This window comes from Mucilaginibacter sp. SG564 (assembly GCF_013149275.1).
Classification (GTDB): Bacteria; Bacteroidota; Bacteroidia; order Sphingobacteriales; family Sphingobacteriaceae; genus Mucilaginibacter.
This window is the reverse complement of the sequence record NZ_JABGNA010000006.1, coordinates 242299-260244: the sequence shown is the minus strand read 5'-3', so window position 1 is coordinate 260244 and position 17946 is coordinate 242299. Positions and strand designations below refer to the sequence as shown.

Genomic DNA, 17946 nt, shown 5'->3' with positions numbered 1-17946 from the left:
TATGGTTATTACTAAATTTGGATACTTGATACTAACTACCGGATATTATAAACGAAAGTATATTTTATGAGTACGCTTTGGCAAAATATTCAATACAAAATGCTGCGGTCGGGCAATAAGCTTAACCTCCTCATTGGCATTAATGTAGCCGTCTTTTTGCTTATTAATATCCCTGCAGTTATTGAAAATCTTTTTGGGCAACCCAGCGTAATAGCCTATTACGCTAATGATTACCTGGCGGCAACTGCCTACCTGCCCAAGCTACTCACCCGGTTCTGGACACCTTTTACCTATATGTTTATGCACGCGGGTGTGCTTCATATTCTGTTTAATATGCTTTGGCTGTATTGGATGGGGCAAATATTTGAAGAGTACCTGGGTAATAAACGCACTATAGGCTTGTACATTATGGGTGGCCTTGCAGGTGCCATTTTCTATATTGCCTGTTACAATATTTTTCCAGCTTTTACGCGAAATCCCGGTTTACAGGCTATTCCGGTTGTAGGCGCTTCGGCCAGCGTTATGGCCATTGTGGTTGCTACAGCCACACTGTTACCTAATTATACCATATCACTGTTACTGTTTGGACCTGTAAAGTTAAAATGGCTGGTATTTGTGATCCTGGTGATTGATTTTCTGGGCGTTGTTGGCCCCAACGCAGGCGGCGAAATAGCTCACCTGGGCGGCGCGTTACTTGGCTTTGTTTATATTAAACAATTACAAAAAGGGCACGATTGGATAGGCAGCATAGGCAATATATTTAAAGCCAGGCCCAAATTAAAAGTAGCGGCTAAAAACTTCAATAAAAATAGCACCGAGTCTCCACGTCAAGAAGATATTGACCGTATCTTAGATAAAATATCACAATCGGGCTATGACAGCCTGACCAAGCAGGAAAAAGAAATTTTATTTCGCGCAAGCAATAATGAAAGTTAAACGCAAACAGAGTTTTATAGGTAAAATAATTTTATGGATAAACCTGTTGTTATGCGTTGCTTTACTGATAAGCTATTTAGCGCCAAACGTTGACCCGCGGAAGGTCTGGCTCTTCGCCTTTTTTGGCCTGGCCTATCCTGTATTACTCATCTTTAACCTCATCATGCTTACCTATTGGGTGTTGCGTCGCCGCTGGCAATTCCTGTTATCACTGGTTACTATCTTGTTGGGTTATGGCGTATTGTTTAACAACATTGGCTTCAGACTGGGGAGTGCCGAAACCGAAAAACCGGCAGCTACAAATGCCATCAGGGTAATGACGTATAACGTGCATAATTTTAAGCGGTATGGCGCCTCAAATGATATCTCCACCAAGCATCAGATCCTAACCCTCATTAGTCAACAACAGCCGGATATTATTGGTTTCCAGGAATTCTATACTAAAAACAAGGGCCAGTATGAAATGCGCGACTCCCTGATCAGGATCATCGGGGCCAGCAATTTTTATTTCGAACCATTTAACTTTAACAATACTGAAGCCATTGGCATGGCCATTTTTTCCCGGTTCCCGATAGTAGGCAAAGGACTCATCCGCCTTACAGAAACCAAATCCGAGAACCAATGCCTGTTTGTTGATGTAAAAAGGGGGGAGAAGGTTTTCCGCTTCTATAGCGTCCACCTGCAATCTATCCGCTTTGATCCCGAAGATTATAAATACCTGGACAGTGTATCCAAAAAGGGCAAAACAGATATGCAATCAACCAAACGTTTGGGGGGCAAGCTCAAGATTGCCTTTGAAAAAAGAAGTGAGCAGGTTTTCAAGATCAAAGAACACGCTGCTAAATGCCCATATCCTTACCTTATTACCGGCGACTTTAATGATACGCCTACCTCATTCGCCGTTAACCAAATGGCTAAAGGCTTAAAAAACGCGTTCCGCCAGAAAGGATCTGGGTTTGGGCGTACCTATAATGGCGATTTCCCCAATTACCAGATCGATTATATTATGGCCAGCCCGCAGTTTGACGTAGCTACGTACAAGATCATCGAAAAAAAACTATCCGACCATTACCCCCTGCGCAGTGATGTGGTGCTCAATTAAGAAGCAAAAAATAAGAGCCAAGAATCAAGAAAGACTAAGTGCTTTATGTAGCAATAGTCCGAAGTCTCTGACTTCGGACAGCGCATATACCCCCTCAACAGAATAATAGCCCATTTGGTTAAAAAAGTGGGTTTACATGGTTTACACTTTTTTGGGTTAACATAATTTTAAAAGCCTTATTATCAAATATATAGTAAAATTTTTGCTCGTTTTTCCATAAAATGTGTAAACCCACTTTTTTAACCAGGTTTAGCCATCTTGCTTAAATTCAACCTACCCGTTTAGTTAGGGCAAGAGGTGGCATGTTAGCGTCAAGAATCAAGAGCATGTAAAATAATCCTGGTATTGCCGTAAATCTTGATTCTTGATTCTAATCTCTGGGCTCTATATTAGCATGAAATTGAAAAAATCGTAAGTTTGCGCTCATGCAACAAAATTTGTTTGTTTACAATACTTTAACCCGTAAAAAGGAAAAATTTAAACCGCTTAACGCGCCCCATGTGGGCATGTACGTATGTGGCCCTACTGTTTACAGCGATGTACACCTGGGTAACTGTCGTACCTATATATCATTTGACCTTATTTTCAGATACCTTACCCAAATAGGATACAAGGTTCGCTATGTGCGTAACGTGACCGATGCCGGTCACCTGGAAGGCGATGCCGGCGATGAGGGTGAAGACAAAATATCAAAAAAAGCAAAAATAGCACAGCTGGAGCCGATGGAAATTGTACAAAAGTACACCGTTGGCTTTCATGATGTAATGCAAATATTTAATACGCTGCCACCCAGTATTGAACCCACCGCTACCGGCCATATTATTGAGCAGATAGAAATGGTAAAGCAAATACTGGAAAAAGGGTATGCCTATGAGGTTGATGGCACCGTGTATTTTGATGTAGAAAAGTACAACAAAAGCAAAAACTATGGCATACTGAGCGGTCGTAACCTGGAAGACCTGTTAAACAATACCCGTACACTTGGTGGCCAGGACGAAAAGCACGGCAAGCTTGATTTTGCCCTGTGGATAAAAGCCAAGCCCGAGCACCTGATGAAGTGGCCATCACCCTGGAGCGTAGGCTTCCCGGGCTGGCATTTGGAATGCTCGGCCATGAGCCAAAAATACCTGGGCAACCAGTTTGATATACACGGCGGCGGCATCGACCTGGTACCCACCCACCATACCAATGAAATTGCTCAGCACGAAGCCTGCTGCGGTGTAAACCCGGCCAATTACTGGGTGCATACCAATATGCTTACGGTGAACGGGCAAAAAATGTCAAAATCATTAGGCAACAGCTTTTTGCCGCATGAGCTTTTTACCGGCAACAACTCCATCCTGAATAAAGGCTACAGCCCCATGACCGTAAGGTTTTTTATGCTGCAGGCCCACTACCGCAGTACGCTTGATTTTGGTAACGAAGCCATGGAGGCCTCTGAAAAAGGATTTAAACGCTTAATGAACGCCTTTGCCCTGCTTAACGGCTTAAAGGCAAGCAGCACTACCGAAGTGGAGATAGAGCCCTTGTTACAGCGTTGCTACGCGGCTATGAACGATGACTTTAACAGCCCGGTGCTTATTGCCGAACTGTTTGAGGCTTCGCGCATGATCAATTCGGTTCAGGATGGCAAGATGAAGATAGATGAAGCCAATTTGCAACAGCTCAAAAGCTTAATGAACACTTTTGTTATTGATGTATTGGGATTAAAAGATGAGCAAGCCGCCAATGACGATTTACCCAATATACTGAACTTTATAGTTGAGCTGAGAAGCGAGGCCAAGATCAATAAGGACTATGCCATATCAGACAAGATACGTGATGGCCTGGCCCGGATCGGTTTTCAGCTTAAGGACAGTAAAGACGGTACGCACTGGAGCAAATCTTAAAAACCGTTAAAGCGAGTTGTAATAATTGAACAGCTTGGCTAATGCAGCGTCGTTTTTATAGTCTACGGTATTATTTTTCAAATAAGCTTGCATCTCTGTACTTTTATTAGCCATAGCGGCCAGGATACTCTTTTGGCTCGGCTTAATACGGATGATCTTGTTATCGGCATACAGGTAATAAAAATCGGTATAGGCGAACGTTTTGGTAACCGTAGCCGAATTAAAAGCCTGATCGGTACGTATAGCTTTTCGATAGTGCCTTAACAGCTGCATTTTGCCCGGAGCAATTATCTGGTAAAATGAGGCCGGTGTTTGCACGTCAATGGCCGGGTAGCCACTATTAAACACCAATGGCAGAATGTTGCTTTCATTAATAAAGCCATTGGTTAACGTAAAGCCCTTCACCGGCTCAATAAAATACATCGCCGTTGAATCGCCTTGATGCTGAAATAAAAGCACATCCTTTACCAGGTCATATTTTACTTTAACATTGGTGGCTTTACCGTTAGAAAAGGTAATTGTCGCCCCGGTCCAACTATCAATCAGATAAGGAGTACCATCCACTTCGGTATAGGATTTCTCCATGTATGGCTTACCCTGCAGGTCATGAATTATCTGGGCATGAGTGCTTAAATAGCCCAATACCATAACCATTAAACAGACAATAAACTTGTTCATTACAACGTAATTTTTTATAAATATGAACATAATGATTTTTTTAATCAAAACATAATCAAGCCTCTGCGGTTATTTAGTTTTTAATTTAACGCATTTAGTTAATATTTGCCATTAGGTATCATTTTTTACATGATTAACCCTGTTCAGCTACAATTAAATATCAATCGTTTCGTTTCAAACATGAACCTATTTGGCTGCAATGTTGCAGGGTTATTTACTTATCACCTTAATTCAAATTACATTCCCGACTTAAAATTTATTGTTAAATTGCCCCAAAATCTAATATGACCATGAAGAAAATAATATTAGCTGCTACGTTTATTAGTTACAGTGCGTTTGCCTTTGCGCAAACCGCTCCCGCACAAGTAAATAAAGTGGTTAGTGCCGAAGAAGCCTTTAATAAGTTAGTTGAACGCAAAGGCATAAAAGACGGTTTTTTGTCCGTTGCCGATCCTGAAGGTATTGTTTTTAAACCCAACGCCGTTAAAATAACCGACTTTTACTCTAATATTGATAAACAGGCCGGCAAGCTGAGCTGGGTACCTAAGTTTGGCCGTATATCAGCCAATGGCGATTTAGCCTTTACCGCTGGCCCTTATACTTATACCAATGGTAAAAGCGATGACGACAAAGTTTTTGGCGATTACGTTTCTGTTTGGCGCTCTGATGCCGAAGGTAAACTAAAGCTGCTGATAGATCTGGGCATACAACACCCGGAACCAGAGCAGGAAGAGGTAACTGATTTTAAAGAGCCTACAGCAGCCCGCACCGCGCCAAGCAAAGATCCATTTACCGCAAAAAGCATCATTGTAAATACCGATAAGATATTTAACCACTCGTTAACTATATCCGCACTGGCCAGCTACAAAGAGTTTTTAAGTCCCGAGGCCCGTTATTATTTCCCCGGTTTCGACCCGATGACAGGCCCGGACGTTATTATGAAATTTATTAACAACCAGGCCATCACTATTACAGCCGAAACTACAGATGGAGGCAGATCAGCCAGTAATGATCTGGCTTACACCTATGGCCATGCCCGTATAACCAAAGGCAATGTAGTAAGCAATTACAACTATGTGCGTATCTGGGAACTGGATAAATCAAAAAAATGGGATATCCTGCTGGAAGTGTTCTCAGCAATTGAAAACGAATAAACAGATTCTATAACATAAACAAAAAGGGAGCATTTCTGAAAAATGCTCCCTTTTTGTTTTAGCTCTTTATAGTGGCTGTCATGCTGAGCCCATCGAAGCATGGTGGGCTGGGCCTCTGCGCGCGATACTTCGACAAGCTACCGCCGTTGTTGGTGTTGTCACCAACAACTATCCGCACGAGTAATTAATCAACACGTATAATGTTGGTGACAACACCAACATTGGCGGCGAAGTTTCTATATAAAACCAAAAAGAGCGTAGTTCTGAGAACTGCGCTCTTTTTGGTTTTATACTAACATTTGTCATGCTGAACATAGTGAAGCATCTATTAAACGACATGTATGTTTACGAGTAGATCCTTCGTTCCTCAGGATGACAAACCTGTAGGAGAAATCTTAAAACAGCTGTTCAATAATATCAGCCGCAGACAGGCCTTCGGCCTCGGCATGGTAACTGCGTACAATACGGTGGCTTAAAATGGGTTTAGCTATGGCCTGTACGTCCTCAATATCGGGCGAATACTTACCATTGATCACCGCGTGGCATTTAGCGCCCAGGATGAGGAACTGCGATGCCCTTGGCCCTGCACCCCAGCTTAGTAAACGATTAATCTGTGGTGTTGCAAATTCACCATTGGGCCGGGTCTTGGATACCAGCTTAACGGCATACTCCAATACATTATCGGTAACCGGTATATTGCGCACCAGCTGTTGAAAATAGGTGATCTGCGCAGCGTTGAGTATTTTGTTTACCTCTGTTTGCGTGGTACTCGTTGTGTTTTTAACTACCTGCAGCTCTTCCTGAAAAGATGGATAGTTTAGCGCTACGCTAAACATAAAGCGGTCAAGCTGTGCCTCGGGTAGTGGATAAGTACCTTCCTGTTCAATAGGGTTTTGGGTAGCCAATACAAAAAATGGCTGGGCCAACTTATGGGTAAGACCGGCAGCGGTAACTGCTTTCTCCTGCATGGCCTCTAATAAAGCAGCCTGCGTTTTGGGTGGTGTGCGGTTAATCTCGTCGGCCAGAATAATGTTGGAGAAAACCGGACCGGGTATAAATTTAAAATTCCGGTCTTCGCCCAGTATTTCAGACCCGATAATGTCTGAGGGCATAAGATCGGGCGTAAATTGTATGCGTTTAAAATCAAGATCAAGCACCCTGGCAATAGTTTGTACCAGCAGGGTTTTGGCCAAGCCCGGTACCCCAACCAGCAAACAATGACCATTGCTAAAGATGGATACCAATACAAATTTCACCACTTCATCCTGCCCGATGATAACTTTACCTATTTCAGAGCGTATTTGCTGATATGCCTGCCTTAAAGCATCGGCAGCTTCCACGTCAGATCGGTGTTGCATATAGTTGTTTTATTTAGCTTGCGCGGTGATTGTTGGCGGGGTGATCCATTTTTTCAATATATCACAAGATTGATATTCGTGGTCGATCCTAATAAAAGTCTCTTTCCTGCGTTTTTCAAACCATTGAGTTACCGTACGGTTGGTTTTATCCTCATATGCCATATCCTTTAATTTAGGAAAATCTTGCTCCAGGTTGGCTTTATGCGCACTTGTTGCCGATTTAAGGTACAGTATCTTATACGTTTTTTTACCATCGGCACCGGTAAATACATCGGGTTTTGATATGCTGCCAATTTTCATGGTATCAACCGTAAGGGCAACCTTAGGATCAAGCTTATCTGTAGGGATAAAGGTAGTACGGGTTTGAACGTTTTCGGCATTCAGCATCATACCGCCATTGAACTTGGTGTCCTTGTTATCAGAATAATAAGCAGCAGCGCTCGAAAAATCGATCTTCTTATTGGTCATCATCAGGGTATAAATACTATCGGCTTTTACTTTAGCCCTTTCTAAACTGGCCTGGGTTATTACCGGAGCTATTAATATATGCCTAACGTGTACCTGCTCGCCACGGCGCTCAATCACCTGTAAAAAGTGAAACCCGAAATCGGTTTCAAACACCGGTGATATTTCCCCCGCTTTAAGTCTGAACGCATTCGCTGTAAACTCTTTCACAAAGGTTGTACGGTCGGCAAAGCCCAAATCACCACCATCAGGTGCCGAACCCGGATCCTGAGAGTATAAACGGGCAAGCGTTCCAAAATCTTCGCCTTTTTTAATACGCTGGCGCAGTTCCTCTGCTTTTTCCTTATACAGTTCTTTTTCTTCCTTATTTAATTTGGGTTGAAATACGATCTCTCCAACCTCCACCTCTTTATTAAAAGATGGTAAACTATCTTTCGGGATCTTATCGTAATAGCTTTTAACATCCTGCGGGGTAACGTTCAGTTTCTCGGTAATGTGCTGCTGCATTTTCTGCGCAACCATTTGTTCTTTCAGGTCGGGACGGATCTCATCTTTATACTGAATAACCGATTTGCCCAGGAATGCTTCCAGCTTTTCCTGTCCGCCGGCTCTTTGGGTCATCTCGCGCATACGGCGGTCAACATTGTTATCAACCTCATCCTCTTTTACCTCGATGCTATCAATAGCAGCCTGCTGTGCCAATAATTTTTGTGTTAATAACGATTGCAGGATGCGGCATTTTACACCCGGATCTGGTTGATTACCCTGAACAAGAAATTGAGCATATGATAATTCAATATCCGATTGTAATATAGGGGCGTTACCCACAATGGCTGCAATTTTATCTAAGGTATGCTTTGGGCCCGATGGTACCACCGTCGAATCGGCCTTAGCCGTTGCCTTTGCTGTGGAATCGGCCTTGGTTTGCGCCCGGGCAACTGATATGATCAAAACAAAACTTAAAATGAATATCCCTAACTTTCTCATGTAATGCACTTATACTCTAAATAATACGGATCAATAGTCCGTTAAAAACTTCGAATTTCGGTAAAATTTATTAATTATAGCTGAACAAAAAACGGCAATTAAATATAAGCGCCTATAATTGTGCTAATATGGCTATAAAGCTTGAAACCGTTTAACTACTTTTGGTTAAAATTTGTTAAAGTGAAAGTTGAAAACCCAGTTGCCCTCCGTTTTATATTACAGGATGATCTTTACCTGTTAAATGCAGACAAATCCTTTTATGAAAAAAGAGAAATACTTCCACCTGTTATTCAAGAAATATCCGAACCTGAAATAAGAACGCAGGTTGATACCCCTGTTATTCAGGAACCTCAACCAGAAATAAAAACGCCGGTTATTGACATTGTACCTCAGGAAGCTAAGCCCGAGGCTAAAACGCCCGAGCCTGCTTTTAATTATCTGGGTAAAAATTTAAAAAACTTCTTAATACTGGTTCATTACCCTGATCAGGAATTTATAGCTGATGCCCATCTAGCTGCCCTGCAAAATATACTGAAACGCAAGGAGTTTAGCCTTGATGATGTTGTTATATTCAACATGGCTAAATATAGCACCACTACAATTGCTCAGCTCGCCGCGTTTTTTAAACCTGTAAAGCTATTATTATTAGGCCAGGCTTCTACACCGCAAGGGATGACCGGGCTTACCCTAAACATGCCAAAAACATCAGGAAACCGCACGGCGTTATATAGTTTTAGTTTTGACGAGATGATGGACAGTGTTGATAATAAGAAAATTTTCTGGGAGCTGATGAAAGCTTTGTAAGTCTACAGTCCGGAGTCTAAAGTCTTTAGTCTAAAAATCCTTTATCCCTTTAATCTTACATCCCATAAAATATGCAGCAATTAGTTTTTGCAACCAACAATCGTCATAAACTGGAAGAAGTATCGGCCAAAATAAACGGCCGGTTTGAACTGCTTAGCCTGGATGATATTGGTTGTACCGATGATATTGAAGAAACCGGCACTACCTTTCGCGAAAATGCATCCATAAAAAGTCAATATATCTATCAGAAATATAAACTAAATTGTTTTGGCGACGATAGCGGCCTGGAGATAGATGCCTTAAACGGCGAACCAGGAGTTTACTCGGCACGCTATGCAGGCGGGCACGGCAATCAAATGGCTAATATTAACAAAGTGCTGCAAAATTTAGCCGGCGAAACCAATCGCAAAGCACGTTTCCGCACAGTGATATCATTAATATGGAATGGGGAGGAGCACTTTTTTGACGGAACTGTTGAAGGCAGCATCCGCACCGAACCCAGTGGCAATGACCCATTTGGCTACAACCCCATATTTGAAGCCGATGGTTACAATGTTACCTTTGCCGAGATCAGCCTGGAAGAAAAAAACAGGATAAGCCACCGCGCCAAAGCCATGGATCAACTCATCCATTTTTTAAGTACGTTAAGCTAAATTAAGAATAATTGTTTTTCGGTTAACCTGGGCGTAACATTCCGCTTAAATGCTCGTATAACTAAGCCTTTAGGAGTGCCTATGAAAACCGTCAAAAATTTTAGCCGTAACGTATTTTCCAAAAATAACGATCAGCAATTTGCCAATAGCCTTACTCATATTAAAGAAGCAGACCAGATAACCGAGGCTATCAATAAGCGATTAGATGAAATTCAAAAAAAGCTTAAGCTAAAAAACTGTTGAGTTTAGCCAGGTTTGGCAGGATTTATGCTCTTATGCCATAAAATAACCCCAATCATGAAAAAGATATTTCAAACCTCAATCGCAATCTTATCTGTTATTCTTGTTTTATCGGCTTGCTCAGGACAAAAAAGCACGGTATCAAACAATGTATCACGAGGCAAATTTGTGGGTACCTGGACGTTAAATAATGTAAGTTATGATGGTCTGGTACAAAATGCTGTTCAAAATGTATTTGATCAGGCACCTCCGGAAGCGTTTGCTGGCAGTACATGGAAACTAACCAATAGCGGCAATGGTGTGTATACTTTATCGAACGGTGCATCACAAACTATATTCTGGTCGGTTTATAATGGCGGCAGTACCGGTACACAATTCCAGTTCAAAAAACTATACGAAGGCGATAAAGCCAAAAACGTTGCCGAAGGTTATCGTTTAGATATAGCGGGCAATGATGGCTCAACCATGACCCTGAAAGCACCTGTTGCCATTGGCAGTAACGGCACCGGGTATATCATTTACTCGTTTACAAAAAGCAAATAATCTTAGGGTAAAAGGCGAAAGGCGAAAGGCGAAAGGTCTTTATCCGTAATTAAAAAAAGGCAAAGTTGAATAGCATCAACTTTGCCTTTTTTGTAAAATCCTTTTGCCTTTCACCTTATTCGGCAGGTACAAATTTTAAACATACCGGATTACCAATTTCCAGTTTAGTGCCGGTTGGCGAAATACGGCCGGTGGTTTGATCGATCCGGAATACAAAAATGCTGTCGCTGCTTTGATTGGCTACCAGCAGGAATTTACCTGTAGGATCAATAGCAAAATCACGAGGGTTTTTACCCATTGATGATTGACGCTGTACAAAAGTAAGTTCGCCGGTTTCCTGATTGATGGCATACACAATAATCTCGTTAGTTTCTAAACGATTGGACGCATACAGAAATTTGCCATTAGGCGATATATGAATAGCCGCACCTGCGGTTTGGCCTTTAAAACCTTCAGGAAGCAGGGTTATGGTTTGTTTTTGTTTAAGCTTACCATTATCATAATCAAATACATAAACGTTTGATCCCATTTCGGTGATCAGGTAGGCGTGTTTTTTATCAGGCGAAAAATCCAGGTGGCGCGGACCATCGCCAGGGGTTACCCTTATCGATGTGGGATCGGTTAAAGGTGAGCTTTTACCTGAGCGGAAACGATAGCTGTATATTTTATCAGTCCCCAAATCATTGTAAAACACGTATTTTTCATCGGGCGATAATATGCTCATGTGGGCGTGAGGGCCTTCTTGGCGTTCCTTATTAGGGCCTGTGCCATCATTTTTTACCGTTTCTACACCGTTGGCTAATGAGCCATCTTTGTTGATTGGCATTACCGTAACCTGTCCGCTGGAGTAGTTGGCGATAAATGCGTTTTTACGGGCTTTATCTACAGTGATGTAGCAAGGATCGGCGCCGAGTGACGATTGTTTATTGATGAACTGTATTTTGCCCGTTTTAGCCTCAAATGAAAAGGAGCTTACTTCGCCCTTGGGTAACTCGTTTACAGCGTATATAAATTTATTATCGGCACTTACGGTTACATAGGAGGGGTTCACCACGCCATCAATCTGGCTCAGGTAAGCCAGCCTGCCGTTTTCGGCATAAAAGCGGTAAACGGCTATACCTTTACTGGTACCAGTGGTATAGGTACCAATAACGAGGTCATAAGTTGAGGGGCCTTTCTTTTTGTTTTGCTTGCTTTGCGCCTGCGCTAACAAAGGCAGCAACAGAACAACGAATAATGCGATTTTCTTCATAAGAGATGAATTGGGTTACGAACCGCAAGTTAACAAAATTGCTAAAAAAACAGCCCTCTCACCCAAAGGACATCAACCCCGAAATAAAAACTTTTTAAACCTGGCATTTCATCACCTTTCTGGTCAAAAAGCGATATAAAACACTTCAAAAATCATCCAAAATTGATTCAAAACTATCGATTTTAACAAATTTCTGATGAAGCTTGAAAGCTTTAAAAAGTATTAACAATTGGACACAAGCATATTAAACAAAAACAGGGCTAAAATAGCCCTGTTTTTGTTTCTGAACCCTGATTTTTAGGATTTCAGGATCAACCTGATTTGTTTAAAAATCGGGGCAATCCTTTAATCTGGTGAATCATGGTTCAGACATCCACCAATCCGTACCTCTATTTAATCAAATGCTTCAGTTGGATAATTTCTTTTTCGTCCAGGAAACGCCATTTGCCGCGGGGCAGATCTTTCTTGGTGAGGTTGGCATAAACCACTCTATCAAGCTTTACTACTTCGTAACCAAGGCTTTCAAAAATACGGCGAACCACACGGTTTTTACCGCTATGTATCTGTATGCCTACTTCTCTTTTGGTGCCGCCGGCTACGTATGATACCGCATCGGGTTTTATCACACCGTCTTCCAGTTCAACACCAAAGCCAATTTTGTTCAAATCGCCCTGGGTTAAAGCTTTGCTTAGCTCCACTTGGTACAACTTGCTGATGTTGCTGCGCGGGTGCGACAGCTTGTCGGCCAGTTCACCATCGTTGGTCATGAGCAATAAGCCGGTGGTGTTCCTGTCTAAACGACCAATAGGGTAAATGCGCTCCTTGGTTGCTTTTTCAACCAGGTGCATTACGGTACGGCGTTCCTGCGGATCTTCGGTAGTAGTAATATAGTCTTTTGGTTTATTCAATAACACATAAACCATTTTTTCGCGGCGAAGGGTTTCGCCGTTGTATTTGATATCGTCTTTTTGGGGATCAACTTTGGCGCCCAGTTCGTCAACCACCACACCGTTTACCGAAACCACACCGGCAATGATCAGCTCATCGGCCTTGCGGCGAGAGCAGATACCAGCGTTGGATATATAACGGTTGAGGCGGATAAGGCCATCGTCTTTAGTTTTTGGTGCAGCGGGGTTTTTACGGCCACGCATGGTTTTAGCAGGAGCACCCTGATCACGTGATGGTTTATCGCGGTAAGGTTTATCTTTAAACGAGGCGTCATCGCGTTTTTTAAAACCGCCTTCGGTTGGCCTGTTGCCAAACTTACGGTCGCCACCCTCGCTAAAACTTCTTTTGGGTTTACCTTCGGCACCTGCTCCTGAGCGGGTACGTGGGGATGAGTATGGTTTTTTGTCGCCGGTGGCGCTGCCGCCAAAGCTTCTTTTTGGTCTTTCGTCGTCACCAGATGATGGGCGGCCCGAGTACGGCTTCCTGTCGCCTGCTGAATTGGAGCCGAAACTTCTTTTCGGTTTTTCCTCATCGCCGCCTGTTGGCCTGCCAGAGTATGGCTTGCTGCGCGGGCTAAATGATGATGAGCTATCGCCAGACGGGCGGCCCGAATAAGGTTTTGATCTTCCGCCAGATTTTCTTTCACCGGATGATGAGGCGCCATCCCTGAAATTGCTTTTGGGCTTGTCGTCACTAAACCTGTTGTTTTGAAAAGTTTTGGGTTCTGGTTTGGTGAATTTCTTTTTCTCTCCGTTTGGCGTGGCTTTGCCTTTTGCGGTTGCAGGCCTTTTGGGTTTTTCGTCGCTTCCTGAGCTCCGGCCTGTTGTTCTTTTTGGCTTGTCGTCGCGACTACCTTGTGGTCTCTTAAATACCATATTTTTTTGTTTTGCGCTTTCGCAGCGTGAGGGTCAAAGATACGCTTTTTTGGCAATTTTTAATCAAAAAAAGCAAAAATTTTAAGCGGTTCAAAAACCGGGTTTAAACAGTTTTAAAGCCCGTTTTTGGACCAAAAACCGCAACTAAAATATTTAGTATTTTGCTAAGTATTTGATTATGTGCCCTGTATAGCCTACCTTTGCAGCACATTTTAACCAAATGTATAGTTAATGATAAAGAAAGAAATGATCAAAAAACACTTATTTACGTGCTCCGTAATGCTAGTGCTGGTTCTCATTTCAAAGCTCAATATTTTCAGCACAACCATCAGTGAAAAGGTTGTGAGCACTGGAGATATTAGCCATCGGAACTCGAAATTTATTTTTATAAAAAGCAATGCAAATGCATACAATTTTGCAAACGAAGCTTTACCTGTAAACGATGCGCGGGTGACACGAAAATTGAAAGTATCGCTTAAACAGCACACTTTCAAAACCGTTCAGTCAACCATTCTGCATCGCAAAGCCGAAAAATGGTTCCCTATTATTGAACCGCTTTTGAGACTTTACGGTATCCCCGATGATTTTAAGTACATCCCGCTGGTGGAGTCGGGCCTTTGTGAAGGCACTTCGCCCCGGGGAGCACGTGGTCTGTGGCAGTTTATGCCGGGCACCGCGCGTACTTACGGGCTTAGAGTGGGCCATGGGGTCGATGAGCGCAATAACCTGCGCAAATCAACCATTGCAGCCTGCAAGTATATCAAAGAACTATACGGTGAGTTTAATAGCTGGACACTGGCTGCAGCCGCGTACAACAACGGCTCTGTTAAGCTGGAAAGAGCTATAAACAGACAAAATGAAGATAATTACTTCCGCATGAGTCTGAACCGCGAAACCGGTTCATATGTGTACAAGCTTATTGCGATGAAAGCGATTATCCAGCAACCTAAAAAGTTCGGGTACGACGATTATTTCGCCATGACCCCGTCTACACAATTGCTGAATTTTAATTAAGGTTAGTATCGAGTAGTTAGTATCAAGTATCAAGCTTTTTTGTGCTTCACTTATACTCATCATCTTTAATTAAACAATACATTACGGAGCACCCTGAGTCCTGCTTTCCCAGATGGAAAGCAGGACTTTTTTGTTTTAAATGAGTGAATAACTTCGCAGTTCGTTGTCGGTGCTATCGCCGTACCACTAATTATATGTACTTCATGTAAAATGTTATCAAACTCGACTGTGAGTGGCGCGGTGAAACCATCTGCCCTAAGCTAAAAGGACAACTATTCTCTTTTTTCTTTTCTACTGTACCACCGGTTTGACAACGATAGGCGCAACCTCTGATCCGCGGAAGCAATGAATAGTGTGGAATATTTCTGCGTATACTTCAGGCCCTTCTTCTACTATCTGGTCTCGGTCTTTATAAATCGTGTCAGACATTCCTGCATGTGAACGTTTGGGGTTATTTTCATTGATAGTTAAATATCCATAAAATTTACCATTATTATCCACTACCCGTGGTGGGTAATTTGCTTTGGCATTAAAAACAGAATAATCACTCGTTTTGCTGCCGTAAATACCATATTCATTCCATATGGATTTAGCGCTATGAGTAGCCCCATAATCACTAAACTGACTCCATATAGAATTTAGTTCATCATTTTCGATATAGGAGATGTATCCCAAAAACTGGTCATAATTTTTACCACCATATAATTTAAACCTGGGTTGAGCATTGCTGTTAAATGATATAGCAAACAATAATAAAATTACGATTGTAAGTTGTTTCATGATCTATTTCTTGGTTGGCGCACATGTATAGCTGTGCTTTCACTTTAACATTTTAAATTTTCCTAATTGTTGCCTGCATTAAGCATTCTTGATCAATATTCACTATACATGATGTGCGCACGCGACCGATACGCGTGCACCGACAGAGGGAAGTTACATTTCTCCTTTTGCGCTTACTTTTATAAAAATCGGTGATTCCATTATAGCATTGCCCGTAAAGTTTTTCTTGTCAAATTTAAAATATGACTCCAAGTAGTCATTAGTGTAGTATTTTGTGGAGTTAGGAAGTTGGGGTTCATAACTCACTGGTATTAATAAAGAAAGGTTTTTATAAGATTTGACTTTAGCATAACGCTCTAAGGTCGCTTTATCATCATGCCACTTTTTTCTATTTTCAAACGCTTTAACAAAGGATGAATCGGCGCTATCTGAGAATCCCATAGCTGTCACTTTACTATTTTTATCAAAATCAATTTTGAGTATTGCAAAAGTTGGGGTATTTGTTGACATATAAGATGTTGCATAAAAACTATAATAAATAGTAGTTGAGATCTCCATATAAAGACTGTCCGAAACGGCCTGCTTAGATTTTTCCGAATCCGATCTCTTTTCTTGAGCTTTTAAACTATTGATCAATAATAACCCTGCAGCAAAGGCAAAAATCGTTTTTATAATAATTTTCATATTCCTAATTTTTAATTACACCTTAAGCCTGAAGAACCAATTGAATAAGATGATTGCGTAGCATCAAAACTACCTGATAACCCCATGTCCTTTGCAATTGTATTTTGAAAGGTTGTTGTTTGGGTTAATCCACCCAAAGATAAATTCTTAGCATCTGCATCAGATAATCCCGGAAATAATTGCTGTAGAGAAGATGCCATTTTTGTAACATAACTTATAGCCATATCTTCGTGTTGCTCCACTGGAGGAATTTTTTTGGCTATCATATAAGCATGTAATGCTTCATGCATGATAACTCTCGCAACATATTGTTGAGAAAAATGTGGCATTGTATTTTTATTTAATAGAACGGTTATATTCAGCTTGCCATTGGCATCAAAAAATCCATTTGGCTTTGTTTGCCCGTCGACATAGTTTTTAAGAGTGTCGACATCAACAAATGTAAGGTTTAATTTATCAGAGTTGCCGAATACGCCTTGTACCAGCGTATTTACTTGGCTTGTTACCCCTGCAGAAATCGTAGCCTTTACCATGTTTTTCAAGCAGGGATCATTAACATTATTAATAACATAAACTGTTGGACAAGGTACTGGCTTAGGTGGAGGTGTAGTAGTAGGCGGAGGAAATGTGCCATCCCCATCACCTATAGTTATTGGGCCACCATCCTTTTTATTAACAATTAAATGTCCATCCGTTGACTGTATCTTTACTTTTACCGAATTAGGTACTGTACAATCTGTTTTAGGAGGAGCTGCCGGATTGCCGCCTCCCCCGGGAGCAGGCGCTCCTGGTGGGGCACCTGGGCCGGTTCCGTTACCGCCTGAATAATCACAAATAGGGCCAAGATATTTAACATCCACAACCGTTCCGTCTACTTCAGATACCTGGTACCAGTCCGTACAGTTCACCTGCGCTAAATTTGGATGCAGGTTTTGGACAGATAGCTCATTATTTTTTACCGTGTCTTTTCCAGTGGCGTTTGAAGGCTGTAGGGTATTCACGATGTCCCCGTTATTATAAAACCAACCACTAATAAATTCGCCTTTGGGCGTACTATATAACACAGCCCCGGTAAAATCACTATCGCGTTTACTGTACTTGTTATGATCGAGTTTGGTTAGATCATTTTTCAGGTAAGCAGGATCGGCTATAACGGTCATCACATAGGCCTGATAACTCCCTCCATCTTTCAGTAAAAGGAACGAACTGCGGCTGTAATCCTGGGAATAAAGGATAGTATTGGCTGTTCCGTTTTTTAGTATAGACGTGAGTTTAGCCGAAGAATTGATAGGTATCTCCAATACCGTTGACCTTCACGGTTGTAACTGGCCGCATGCTGCCAATCCGGACTGATCAATTGACTAAAAGCAGTGCTTGTTCCTGCGGCCTGTGTAGCAATCTTGGCATTACTCGCAGGATAAGTGCTTTCATACCAATTTTTACCCTGGGCTATGGCCGGATCGGATATAGTATTTTGTTGACCAGTTCGGGAATCTTTTTTTCAGCTGTAAATAGCAACGGTAACTAAACAGGTAACGGCAAATAGAAAAAAGTGTACTTTCTTTAACATGGGTTTAGGCATTT

17 protein-coding genes are annotated in these 17946 nt (G+C 41.9%); 9 read left to right on the top strand and 8 right to left on the bottom strand.

Features of this window, described 5'->3' with window-relative positions; translation table 11 throughout:
* Nucleotides 1-66: 66 nt before the first annotated feature.
* The 3 genes from FHW89_RS15635 (at nucleotide 67) to cysS (ending at nucleotide 3927) form a co-directional block, all read left to right on the top strand.
* Nucleotides 67-936, top strand: a complete 870-nt coding sequence (locus FHW89_RS15635; protein ID WP_172335994.1) for a rhomboid family intramembrane serine protease — start codon at nucleotides 67-69, stop codon at nucleotides 934-936.
* Complete coding sequence (locus tag FHW89_RS15630; RefSeq protein WP_172335993.1) at nucleotides 926-2038, top strand: endonuclease/exonuclease/phosphatase family protein; 1113 nt, start codon at nucleotides 926-928, stop codon at nucleotides 2036-2038. The genes FHW89_RS15635 and FHW89_RS15630 overlap by 11 nt, the downstream gene beginning before the upstream one ends.
* A gap of 425 nt (nucleotides 2039-2463) precedes the next feature.
* Nucleotides 2464-3927 (top strand): cysteine--tRNA ligase, encoded by a 1464-nt coding sequence (cysS, locus tag FHW89_RS15625; RefSeq protein ID WP_172335992.1) that lies wholly within the window; start codon nucleotides 2464-2466, stop codon nucleotides 3925-3927.
* 6 nt (nucleotides 3928-3933) lie between these two features.
* Here cysS and FHW89_RS15620 read toward each other — a convergent pair whose 3' ends face one another.
* On the bottom strand, nucleotides 3934-4605 hold the full coding sequence (locus FHW89_RS15620; protein WP_172335991.1) for a hypothetical protein: 672 nt from the start codon (nucleotides 4603-4605) through the stop codon (nucleotides 3934-3936).
* Between the two features lie 290 nt (nucleotides 4606-4895).
* On the opposite strand from FHW89_RS15620, the gene FHW89_RS15615 reads away from it, so the two are divergent.
* Nucleotides 4896-5759, top strand: coding sequence for a hypothetical protein (locus tag FHW89_RS15615; RefSeq protein WP_172335990.1), 864 nt, complete (start codon nucleotides 4896-4898; stop codon nucleotides 5757-5759).
* 395 nt (nucleotides 5760-6154) lie between these two features.
* Here FHW89_RS15615 and FHW89_RS15610 read toward each other — a convergent pair whose 3' ends face one another.
* Both FHW89_RS15610 and FHW89_RS15605 read right to left on the bottom strand, forming a co-directional pair.
* On the bottom strand, nucleotides 6155-7117 hold the full coding sequence (locus FHW89_RS15610; protein WP_172335989.1) for a MoxR family ATPase: 963 nt from the start codon (nucleotides 7115-7117) through the stop codon (nucleotides 6155-6157).
* Nucleotides 7118-7126: 9 nt separating this feature from the next.
* Nucleotides 7127-8569, bottom strand: coding sequence for a peptidylprolyl isomerase (locus FHW89_RS15605; RefSeq protein WP_172335988.1), 1443 nt, complete (start codon nucleotides 8567-8569; stop codon nucleotides 7127-7129).
* Nucleotides 8570-8749: 180 nt separating this feature from the next.
* On the opposite strand from FHW89_RS15605, the gene FHW89_RS15600 reads away from it, so the two are divergent.
* From FHW89_RS15600 to FHW89_RS15585, 4 genes are all read left to right on the top strand, one after another.
* A complete protein-coding gene (locus FHW89_RS15600; protein WP_172335987.1) occupies nucleotides 8750-9373 on the top strand; it encodes a hypothetical protein in 624 nt (207 codons plus the stop codon).
* A gap of 71 nt (nucleotides 9374-9444) precedes the next feature.
* Nucleotides 9445-10026: a non-canonical purine NTP diphosphatase gene (locus FHW89_RS15595; RefSeq protein ID WP_172335986.1), complete on the top strand. Its 582-nt coding sequence runs from the start codon at nucleotides 9445-9447 to the stop codon at nucleotides 10024-10026.
* Between the two features lie 81 nt (nucleotides 10027-10107).
* On the top strand, nucleotides 10108-10269 hold the full coding sequence (locus tag FHW89_RS15590) for a hypothetical protein (RefSeq protein WP_172335985.1): 162 nt from the start codon (nucleotides 10108-10110) through the stop codon (nucleotides 10267-10269).
* Between the two features lie 54 nt (nucleotides 10270-10323).
* Entirely contained in the window at nucleotides 10324-10809 is a 486-nt protein-coding gene (locus FHW89_RS15585; protein ID WP_172335984.1) for a hypothetical protein, read from the top strand.
* Between the two features lie 115 nt (nucleotides 10810-10924).
* Here the strand turns inward: FHW89_RS15585 and FHW89_RS15580 are convergent, their stop codons facing one another.
* Entirely contained in the window at nucleotides 10925-12061 is a 1137-nt protein-coding gene (locus FHW89_RS15580) for a lactonase family protein (protein ID WP_172335983.1), read from the bottom strand.
* A gap of 389 nt (nucleotides 12062-12450) precedes the next feature.
* A complete protein-coding gene (locus FHW89_RS15575; protein ID WP_172335982.1) occupies nucleotides 12451-13884 on the bottom strand; it encodes a pseudouridine synthase in 1434 nt (477 codons plus the stop codon).
* Between the two features lie 231 nt (nucleotides 13885-14115).
* Between FHW89_RS15575 and FHW89_RS15570 the strand changes: the two genes are divergently transcribed.
* Nucleotides 14116-14898 (top strand): lytic transglycosylase domain-containing protein, encoded by a 783-nt coding sequence (locus tag FHW89_RS15570; protein ID WP_253952246.1) that lies wholly within the window; start codon nucleotides 14116-14118, stop codon nucleotides 14896-14898.
* A gap of 291 nt (nucleotides 14899-15189) precedes the next feature.
* Here FHW89_RS15570 and FHW89_RS15565 read toward each other — a convergent pair whose 3' ends face one another.
* From FHW89_RS15565 to FHW89_RS15555, 3 genes are all read right to left on the bottom strand, one after another.
* The gene (locus FHW89_RS15565; protein WP_172335981.1) at nucleotides 15190-15678 is read right to left on the bottom strand and encodes a hypothetical protein; all 489 of its coding nucleotides are present in this window, start codon (nucleotides 15676-15678) and stop codon (nucleotides 15190-15192) included.
* 153 nt (nucleotides 15679-15831) lie between these two features.
* On the bottom strand, nucleotides 15832-16362 hold the full coding sequence (locus tag FHW89_RS15560) for a hypothetical protein (protein WP_172335980.1): 531 nt from the start codon (nucleotides 16360-16362) through the stop codon (nucleotides 15832-15834).
* A gap of 11 nt (nucleotides 16363-16373) precedes the next feature.
* Nucleotides 16374-17522 (bottom strand): hypothetical protein, encoded by a 1149-nt coding sequence (locus FHW89_RS15555; protein WP_172335979.1) that lies wholly within the window; start codon nucleotides 17520-17522, stop codon nucleotides 16374-16376.
* Nucleotides 17523-17946: the final 424 nt, after the last annotated feature.